This is a genomic window from Holospora elegans E1 (assembly GCF_000648275.1).
Taxonomy (GTDB): Bacteria; Pseudomonadota; Alphaproteobacteria; order Holosporales; family Holosporaceae; genus Holospora; species Holospora undulata_A.
Genome location: NZ_BAUP01000025.1, coordinates 1 through 9511, shown reverse-complemented (window position 1 = coordinate 9511; position 9511 = coordinate 1). Strand labels below are relative to the sequence as shown.

The window sequence follows — 9511 nt, the reverse complement described above, 5'->3', positions numbered from 1 at the left end:
TTGAATAGTAATTCTCCGGTGATTTTATTATTATATCTATTGACATCGTAAAGTTTTCCTAGTCTCTCTAACCATATATCAATACATCATTATAAAATTAAAACTTTATACTCATAATATCTATCTCTACCACTTTCAACACTTATGGGGCAATGCCATAGGCGCTTTAATTAGCAAATACAATTGCAATTGGGGTGATATCTGGCTTGCAAAGGGGGTTGGGTGCTACCAAACCTTCCAAAAGAAAGCGGTAGTGTATGGATAATACTACTTTCTATAAAGGAAAAGCTATGCAAAAGATGCTAGAAGATGCCATAGTTTGCTTTATTTGCCTCATTATTCTCCAGATCTCAATCCTATTGAGAAAAAATGACCCTAAGCCAAACATGTAAGAAGAACATTAACCTGTTCAATTGATCACTTATTTCAATTCCATTTTTCGTAATCTTTTTATACTGATTTTATACTGTTTTAGCTATATATTGATGAAAGCGGCATTGATATGGCTATGTGCAAAGACAGAAACTGGGGAAGAAACAGTGAAAAGTTGACTGGCAAAAAGAGTGGAAAACATGATCAAAGAACAAACAGTATTGCCGGTTTGGTTAATAACACGCCGATAGCACCAATGAGGTTTAAGGGCTCTTGCGACACAGTATTATTCCAAGCTTGGGTAGAATTTCTGATTAAGGAACTAAAGCCTGGTCAAGGTGTTATTATGCCTCTTTTCATAAATCCAAGAGAAGTCAAGAATTAATAGAATTTTATACTTAAAATTCAGTATAATTTTCTACCTCCTTACTCTTGTGATTTGAATCCAATAGAGAAATTCTGGGATAATATGAAGAGGTGGACAGTATACTAAATTTCAACGCTCTATTCGACGCTATTTCTTGCTTCTTTAAAATCTCTAATTCAACCTAAATTACTATAGAGCTATATTAGAATTTGATCTAGAATTAATCAATGTTTCCACAATAAAAATTTCAATTTTTTTCTTTATCTGAATCTATTTTTTTTCGATGCTCTTGACTTTTACCTTTTGTACATTGCATAGTACCCTTTAAGTTATTTTGTAACTTTTTTAATCTTTAATGTGTGGAATCGTAGGGCTTTGGGACACAAAGCGTCAGTGGGCTTTGGAATTTTTACAAACTTTTATAGTGAAAGTGTCTAATGCTTTGTCCCATAGGGGACCTGATGATTGTGGAATGTGGAGCGATGAGGCGTCCGGGATAGTCTTGGCGCATAGACGTTTGGCGGTTTTGGACCTTTCTCCCAGTGGGCATCAGCCTATGAGGTCTGCTTCAGGGCGTTATATCATAATTTACAATGGAGAAATTTATAATTTCCTAGATTATCGGGGAGAATTTCCTTTTTTAAAAGGGAAAAGTGATACAGAGGTTCTTTTAGAAGCTTGTGAAGCCTGGGGCCCAGTGGAAGCGTGTCGGCGCTTTCGTGGAATGTTTGCGTTTGCTCTGTGGGATACATTTGATAGGGTGCTTTTCCTTGCAAGAGATCGAGTGGGGGAAAAGCCTTTATATTGGGGAAAGGTGGGCACAATGATTGTGTTTACATCAGAACTAAAGGCACTTCATCATTGTCCGGGATGGAAGGGAACGCTGTGCCAGAAAGCACTTTCCTCTTATCTTCAGCTAGGGTATGTTATAGATCCACTGGCGATTTACGAAGGATTTCAAAAGATAGTTCCTGGAACTGTTTTAGAGATTTCCTCTAAAGGAACCGAAACCGTTCATTGCTTTTGGGATCATCATACTCTAGTGCGTAACAGTGTTTTATCCACCGATTCTACTCAAGAAGCGCTTGAAAAATTAGAAGATCTTTTGTTAGATAATGTTGAAAGACGTATGATTTGTGATGTTTCAGTAGGAGCTTTTTTGTCCGGGGGGATCGATAGTGGTTTAGTGACCGCTATGATGCAGCATCTTCAAAAAAAACGTGCTGGCGACGCTGTAAGGTCTTTTTCCATTGGGTTTGATGTCAGAGCTTACAATGAAGCTTCTAATGCCGAGGCAGTTGCGTGTCACATCGGAACCCAACACAAAACTATCTATATGACGGGAAGGGACGCACTAGATGTTCTTTCCCAGGCATACTGGGATGAACCTTTTTCAGACAGCTCTCAGCTTGCTACCGCTTTTTTATGTAAGCAAGCCAAAAATCACCAGGTAACGGTCTGCCTTTCTGGGGATGGTGGCGATGAGTCTTTTGCTGGATATACGCGGTACTTGGCTACGGAAGTTCTTTTAACTCGCTTGAATAAAATTCCTCTTTGGCTAAGAAAAATGGTTAGCGTCATAGGTATGCACACCCCTTGGATTTGTCACAGGTATGGAAGAATTAGAAAAGCAATTCAAGTTCTGCCCATAAACGATCTTTTGGAATTGTATAAAGAGATATGCACCCAGTATCCTGTGCATGGAGTTTGGAAAAGCCACTTGCTAGGCGTCCCTTTTCCTGAAGATCGATTATGGCATTCTGTTGCATCTATGCAATATTGGGATATCTTAACTTACCTTCCTGGAGATATCTTAACAAAGGTGGACCGTGCCAGTATGGCATATAGCCTAGAAGTAAGGACTCCTTTTTTGGATAAGACTGTAATTGAGTACGGATGGACTTTACCTATGCATCACCGCATTTATAAGGGGCAACCAAAGTATTTACTAAGAAAACTGGCATCAAAATGGATTCCTAAATTTGTCACACAGGATAAGAAAATGGGATTCGGTGTTCCGTTGGCGCATTGGTTAAGAAAGGATTTGCGTTCTTGGATGGAATCCTTGCTAACTCCGCAGTCGCTTGAATCAGCAGGGTTTAATGCAAAAGCAATTCAAAATTTTTGGAAATTACATTTAAAAAGAAAAGCAGATTATTCAAATCGCTTGTGGAATACTGCTATGTTCTTGTATTGGAATAAAAGCAAAGAAAAAATATAAAACGCACTATGCGGAATAATTTTTTCCTTCCAAAATTTAAGAACGGTTCAGGATGCCTAAAGCATTCGTTTGAATACCCAAGAAATTCCCTATCTTAATTTCCTTTAATTATTATAAAGAATTTTAAAGAGAAATTTTCTTAGGGAAAAAACAATCTGCTTTTTTCCCCGAAAGTGCATGCACGCACCAAGATACTACATTAAATATCCATCATCTTCAAGAAATCGTCTTCAAGAGTTATTCGCCTCATTTTCGCTTGTAGGTTCTTTATTTTGTTTAAAATATGTGCTGCGCATATTTTTATCGGTATAATCTTCAGAGAAATTGCTTCCAGAATCGCTTGCTTGCGCGCTGTGAACAGAGACATCGTCTTCAGAAATTCCTTCTTGCGTTTTGTGAATAGAGTCTTCGTTTTCAGGACCGTTTGCTTGCGTTTTGTTAATAGAGGCTTCGTCTTTAGAAGTACTTTTGGTTTGCGTATTAAGATCTTTTTGCGATTGATTTGGGCCATTGCTTATTATTTTTATTTTTGAAGGAAGGGGAACTTGTTTTGCGTCTTGCAATACCTTATCCAAAATAATTCTTTGAATCAAATTAAACAACTCACTTTGTATATCTTCATTCTTCATTGAAGAGGAGGCCTGTCTGATCATTTTTGAAATTTGTATACGATCTGATGGATCAGCCCCTTTCAAACCTTTTACGAATTCTTCTACATATTTGTTAACATTATCTTTTTCAGAAAAGTACTTTTTAATTTCTTCCAAAATCTTTTCGTAATTTTCCATAAAAACTTTGTGTGTAATTAACCCAAGCTCATCCACAACCCCATCAGGAGTACTAGAATTAGCTTTTGCAACAAAATTTATTATTAATAAAGAAAAAATAGTCATTTTTTTAAATATTTTCATTTTTGTATTTAAATGTTATAAAGTTTACTTATAAATTTTAATAGAATTTCGTAAAAGAAAAGTAAATTACCTATATATAGCTAAGCCGCTATAAACAATAAAAAAATTATGGAAGATTGAAACCTATTAAGAAAAACACTTTTATTTAATTATAAATAGAGTCTATAGAGCTTTTATTTAATTATAAATAGAGTCTATAGAGCATACTATACCAGCATATTTAAATATCATTTTTGTGACTTTTTCGTTCCGTGTTAGCTATATATAAATGTTTATTCGATGAGTTAATTTGTATTTATGAAAAATAGCATAATATATCGTCACAATTTAGCCAGATAAGAAATATCTTTAAGCAAAAATTAATTTGAATTACCTAACTTAATCTAGCATTGGATTTTTTACATCTCCAAATTGATTGAAATATTCTGTACTAAACAAAGGTGACAAAGAATCACTTAGAGAGCTATCTTTTTTATTACTTTCAGTTGTTGAAACTTTTTTTTGCTCTGATTCTTTTGAACCTGTCCATTCCATGGACCCAGGGGTGCGGTATAAAGACTTAGTCATTATAGATTGAGAATCTATAGGTTCACTGTATTCTTTTTGCTTAGCGGGGTCAACTGGTATTATGGGATTTTTGGAATTTACTGGATCGCCCACCATCATCTGCATTGGCTGGTACTTAGGTGTATCGACCACACTAAGAATTTTTATTTTTGGCTTCTCAGCAGGTGTATTGACTGTACTAAGAATTTTTATTTTTGGCTTCTCAGCAGGTGTATTGACTGTACTAAGAATTTTTATTTTTGGCTTCTCAGCAGGTGTATTGACTGTACTAAGAATTTTTATTTTTTATTACCTTGATTATTAGATGGTGCAATGTAATTTTGGGATGGCCCAACAGAGATTATCTTAAATCTTGGATCATCTTCTAAATCTTTTCTTAGCCCCTCTGATATCGCATCTAAAATGGATTTTTTGATTAATTTTTTTACAATATCTATTTTCTCTTTGCTTGGATAGAGAGAATCTAAATTTTTAAGTTGCTCCATTACATTTTCGTGAGAACTTCTTCCAAATTTTTTAAAATTTTCTACGATTTCATTTATAGAATTTTTAAATTTGTCTTGATTTAGAATAGTATTTTCAATTTTTTCTGAAATTTTTTTTTGATTTTCTCTTGCTTCAGAACTTAAAAAATCGGCAATTTTATTATTTGTATCGATAGAAACATTAGCATTTGCAACAAAATTTGTCATAACTAAAGAAAAACAATTACTTTTTTGAGTATATTCATTTTTATATTAAAATGTTATAAAGTTTTACTAATAAATTTTAACAAAATTTTGTAAAAAAAGGTAAATTAATATATTACACTAAAATCGATTTATTACAGTTCTTCTAATTTTTATTCTGGATAGCGTAAATTCAAGGACTATTACTGATTTGTTTTTATTTATAATTAATATTGTATTGCTGCGTTAAGGGGGGAAAGACGGATATTCTGTGTGTTGATTTTTCTCCTACGCTGTCCTAAAAGTAGCAAAGCGTTAATCCATAAAAGTTCCGTTATTTATTAATTTTCTATATTCCGTTAAACACAACAGAAGCGATGAGTTAAAAATAGCTTAAGAGGGGGGAGAAGAGTATTTGACCCATCGATTTGTTTTTAAAGTACACGCTGTATTAATTTTTTTTTAATAATAATTTGTAATTCTTCGAAAATTTAAGTCTGAAAATTTAAGAAACTAATTTATTCAGAAAATTCTTTCTTGCAGCCATTTTTTTAGTTCTCTGATTTACCGCTGTAGCCAGCCTTTCAGGTGATACTTCATCAAGAATATCTTGAACTTGTTTATCTGGTATCGCAAACCTTCTTGCAGGTACATAATTTTTTTCTACTTCTGAATTCTGAATTTCTACCACATCTGATTTTTTGATAGCTTCCAATGCTTCTAGATAGTGATTAAAATATTTTTGGTACTGCGGATACTGTGTATCTAATTCTTTAGAATTCTTTAATGCTTCATATTTTTTTTGATACCCGGTCTTCTCGTTTTTCAACACAGATATATTCGCGTTTAATTTTTGAATGTTCCCAGTGCTTTCGACAGAATAAAAATTTTTAATTTTCTTTTCTTCATTTTTTTTTACCCTTAATTGTTCATCTATTTCTAATTCTAATAACTTTTCAAAAAATTTATATACAAAATTTTCTACTAAATTTTTTCTCGTTTGTTTTAGTTCTTGGATGAAATTTTAAAAATTCTCCAGAAACTTTTTTTGTGTATTCTTGTTTTTGTTCAAAAGATATCGGCACTGATTGTATTTCTTCAGTAACCGAATTCACACTTTTTGCCAATTCTTCCAGAGGTTCAGCGTGGACCGCGGTACATATCATCATAGCCAATATTACACGAAAAAAATTTGTTTTCATTTTATTACCGGTTCGAAGCTCATAGCATATATTATATTCTAAAAATGATAAAACACCGTAAACATAAAAGTAGATAATTAATATTTTTAAAAAAATCTTTACAGATTAATGAGAGTAAAAAAAATCAACATTTCAAAAAACATTTGATGTGTTAAAGAATCTAATAGAATAAAAAATTCAAAAGAAAGCCACAGAAAAGTGTAAGTACTTAGTATCAGTTATTGATAATTACTTGGCTATATAAGGAAACTTCTACCTTCATTATTTAAGAAAATTATGGGATCGCAAAATGTAGAGCGCAGTTTTGTATTCTCTAGTAATCTGGGTAATTATCTGAATTTTATGCTTCGCAGACGTTAGAGGGTATATTAAAAGTTCTTTTTTTTTGAATAGAGTAATTTGTTTATAATAGGAAAGGATTCTTTTCTTGGAAATATGAATTTAACTTTTTAAGACGATTTTTATATATTTTGTACCTATAGTTTGCACATTTTTTAGTGTTTCATGGAATTTTTTACACTATTATTGAACCATGATTTTGACGAAAAATAATTTTTCTTGATTTTTATTCACTGCGAAACCTAAAAAACCAGGCTTCAAACTTATATCATACAAATTAGAGTTTGTAGTAAAATTGATCATAATCTCAAGAAAAAATAATTTTTTTTAAGTGATCAGGCGTTCCTTGTTTTGCATCATATGAACTGCTAAAATACACAGGTCAGAGTATAATTTATGCATTTTTATTATGAAATTTACCTGGTCTTGGCTTAAAGATTTTATAATTCCTAAAGGAAGTCCCGAAGATTTAGCATGTCGTCTTACGGAAAGTGGAACCGAGACTAAGGTTTCAGACTTGTATTCAGAGCTGAAAGGCTTGCAAATCGTTCAAATACAAAAAATTGAAGCTCATCCCAATGCACATAGCCTAAATTTGTGTACGGTTTCTACTGGAAAAGATTCCATTACTGTTGTGTGTGGGGCATCCAATGTTCGCCTTGGAATGCAAGTTATTTTGATTCGTCCAGGGCAACGCCTTCCAGGAGATCCTCATCCGCTTACACTTACCACCATTAGAGGCATACAAAGTCCAGGAATGTTGTGTTCTGCAAAAGAGCTGAATCTTGAAGGAATTTTTTCTGAACATGCCAAAGAAGGGATCTTAGAAATTGCTCATCCCGACGCCTTAGGCAGAGAGCTGTATAGCATCTTACCTAAAGATTGGTTCTTTGATTGTGAAGTCACCACAAATCGTGCAGACTTGATGAGTATTTTTGGAATAGCAAGAGAGCTTGTAGCATTGCAAGCTGCTCAGTGGAAAGATTCTATCTGGCCTGGCACTCTGTCAGAATCTTTTACGTTAACCGAACTGCCTATCCCTGAAATTCGTATAGAAACAGAGCTGTGTTGCCAATTCCACATGGCTCGAGTTCAACAAGATCCTGAAAATCTTTATCAAGCGCCTGTTTGGGTAAAGCGGCGCTTAAGAGACGTACAAAAATCTCTTTGTCAAGACGTTGTGGATGCGCTTTCATATTATACACACACCTTTGGGACGCCTTTTCACGTTTTTGATGGTCAAGCACTGACCCCCCCTTAGTAATAGAGTGCACAAATTCTGATACGCCTTTTTCAGCGCTTTCTTCAGAAAAAGAAACAGCAAAGACCGTTCTTATTCCCCCTAGTTCTATCGTTCTAAAAAATAGAGAAAATATTTTGGCACTTAGCGGAATTCTTGGAGGAGATCATTCCAAGTTCCGACCATCCAGTACTTTAATGTATGTTGAGGCAGCAGAGTTTGATCCAAAGACCATCAGTCTTACAGGTCAAAAAACTCGTCTTATGACGGGGGCGCGAAGAATATTTGAACGAGGAATAGATGGAGCTTGTGTAAAAAATCATTTGATTCAAGTATTGCGGTGGATGGGATTTTCTTTAATCAATATTCATACTGCAAAGCCTTATGCTTCCAGTAAGCCGTCTGAAATTGCTTTATCGGTTAACTACTTTAAGAAATTTACTGGGTGTAATGGAATAACCGCTCAAGAAATGTCTCAGCGGTTAAGTTCTTTTGGGTTTCAGGTGAAAATTGAATCACAAAAAGACAATGAGGTTTTGTATGCTGTTCCTGCGCTTTGGAGAAAAGATATTCAAGGAGCTCCCGATCTTATTGAAGAAATTTTACGATTTAAAGGGTGGTACCAAGAAGTTCCAATGACTTTTCCTTTGTTGTCTTCTTGTTCTTCCGCACATAATCTTCTTCACAAACGAATTCAAGATGCTCGTACGTACTTAATGCATCATGAGTTAGGGGAAGCAGTAACCTGGTCTTTCATCAGCGCAAATAAAGCGCGTCTATTTTCCACCTTAGATGAAAGCGTGTTAAGCGATATGACCTTGATTAATCCCATTGCAAAAGATATGGCAGTTATGCGTCCGTCGATGCTTCCTAATTTGGTAGATTTAGCGTTGTGGCATATTCATAATCATCTTCCAGTGCAGGCAAGATTTGAATGGGGGCCTGTGTTTTTTTCAGGGCATCCAAAAGGACAAAAAACGTTAATAAGTGGAGTGTTTTCTCAAAATTTGCCAACTGCTTGGGGGCGTGCTCCTTGTTTTTCTTTTTTTGATCTTAAACGATTGCTAGAGGGAATGTGTATGCTTTGGGGGAAAGCCCCTTACTATGTGGAATCGCAACTTCCTTGGATGCACCCAGGCCAGTGTGCGAGTATTTGGGTAAAAGATCGCTGTGTTGGGTTTATGGGAAAAATTCATCCTCGTTTGACAGAAGATCACTCTTTAATGGCTTTTGAGGTAGATCCCGAGCAATATCCTTTAGCTTTAGCGCCAGAAAATTTTGTTGCGATAGTTCCTCCTATCGAAAAAGAGCTTTCATTTTTTCTAGATTCAGGAACTATAGGAAATTTTTTATACGAATTAAAACAGCAAAGTGCAGACTTAATAGATGTATGTTTATTAGATTGTTTTGAAAAGGAAAACCGAACATCTATTTCAGTACGGTGTACTTTTCAGCCAAAAGATCGTTCCTGGTCAGGAGAAGAAATTCATCAGCATTTAGAATCTTTGGTACGTTGGGCGCATCGCAATGGTGCATTACTGCGAGGAAACGCATTGTTTTCTCATTTGTAAAAAAACTAAACGTTTGAATAGAATCTTTTGATAATAAAAGTAATGTGGGTGTT

Annotated in this window: 8 protein-coding genes and 1 pseudogene; 4 read left to right on the top strand and 5 right to left on the bottom strand. The window is 34.6% G+C overall.

Annotated features, from left to right (window positions below):
• Positions 1–502 precede the first annotated feature (502 nt).
• Together HE1_RS00430 and asnB are read left to right on the top strand one after the other, a co-directional pair.
• Positions 503–865: pseudogene (locus HE1_RS00430) on the top strand (transposase).
• 229 nt (positions 866–1094) lie between these two features.
• Positions 1095–2960: an asparagine synthase (glutamine-hydrolyzing) gene (gene asnB / locus HE1_RS00425; protein ID WP_035543333.1), complete on the top strand. Its 1866-nt coding sequence runs from the start codon at positions 1095–1097 to the stop codon at positions 2958–2960.
• 230 nt (positions 2961–3190) lie between these two features.
• Here asnB and HE1_RS00420 read toward each other — a convergent pair whose 3' ends face one another.
• The 5 genes from HE1_RS00420 to HE1_RS08495 form a co-directional block, all read right to left on the bottom strand.
• The gene (locus tag HE1_RS00420; RefSeq protein ID WP_162531126.1) at positions 3191–3727 is read right to left on the bottom strand and encodes a hypothetical protein; all 537 of its coding nucleotides are present in this window, start codon (positions 3725–3727) and stop codon (positions 3191–3193) included.
• A gap of 522 nt (positions 3728–4249) precedes the next feature.
• On the bottom strand, positions 4250–4570 hold the full coding sequence (locus HE1_RS00415) for a hypothetical protein (RefSeq protein ID WP_035543330.1): 321 nt from the start codon (positions 4568–4570) through the stop codon (positions 4250–4252).
• A 146-nt stretch (positions 4571–4716) separates the two neighbouring features.
• Positions 4717–5130 (bottom strand): hypothetical protein, encoded by a 414-nt coding sequence (locus HE1_RS00410; protein WP_035543329.1) that lies wholly within the window; start codon positions 5128–5130, stop codon positions 4717–4719.
• Positions 5131–5611: 481 nt separating this feature from the next.
• Positions 5612–5935 carry a hypothetical protein gene (locus tag HE1_RS00405; protein WP_162480086.1) on the bottom strand — a complete coding sequence of 108 codons (324 nt, stop codon included), beginning with the start codon at positions 5933–5935 and terminating at the stop codon, positions 5612–5614.
• Positions 5936–6071: 136 nt separating this feature from the next.
• Complete coding sequence (locus tag HE1_RS08495; protein ID WP_162531125.1) at positions 6072–6308, bottom strand: hypothetical protein; 237 nt, start codon at positions 6306–6308, stop codon at positions 6072–6074.
• Positions 6309–7056: 748 nt separating this feature from the next.
• Here HE1_RS08495 and HE1_RS00395 point away from each other — a divergent pair.
• Together HE1_RS00395 and HE1_RS00390 are read left to right on the top strand one after the other, a co-directional pair.
• Positions 7057–7908, top strand: a complete 852-nt coding sequence (locus HE1_RS00395; RefSeq protein WP_035543324.1) for a phenylalanine--tRNA ligase subunit beta — start codon at positions 7057–7059, stop codon at positions 7906–7908.
• A gap of 2 nt (positions 7909–7910) precedes the next feature.
• Positions 7911–9458: a phenylalanine--tRNA ligase beta subunit-related protein gene (locus tag HE1_RS00390; RefSeq protein WP_242837159.1), complete on the top strand. Its 1548-nt coding sequence runs from the start codon at positions 7911–7913 to the stop codon at positions 9456–9458.
• The last annotated feature ends 53 nt before the right edge of the window (positions 9459–9511 follow it).

Bases quoted from the DNA above. Each gene is read 5' to 3' on its own strand.
- asnB (WP_035543333.1), top strand. From the start codon at position 1,095: ATGTGTGGAATCGTAGGGCTTTGGGACACAAAGCGTCAGTGGGCTTTG.
- HE1_RS00410 (WP_035543329.1), bottom strand. From the start codon at position 5,130: ATGACAAATTTTGTTGCAAATGCTAATGTTTCTATCGATACAAATAAT.
- HE1_RS08495 (WP_162531125.1), bottom strand. From the start codon at position 6,308: ATGAAAACAAATTTTTTTCGTGTAATATTGGCTATGATGATATGTACC.
- HE1_RS00395 (WP_035543324.1), top strand. From the start codon at position 7,057: ATGAAATTTACCTGGTCTTGGCTTAAAGATTTTATAATTCCTAAAGGA.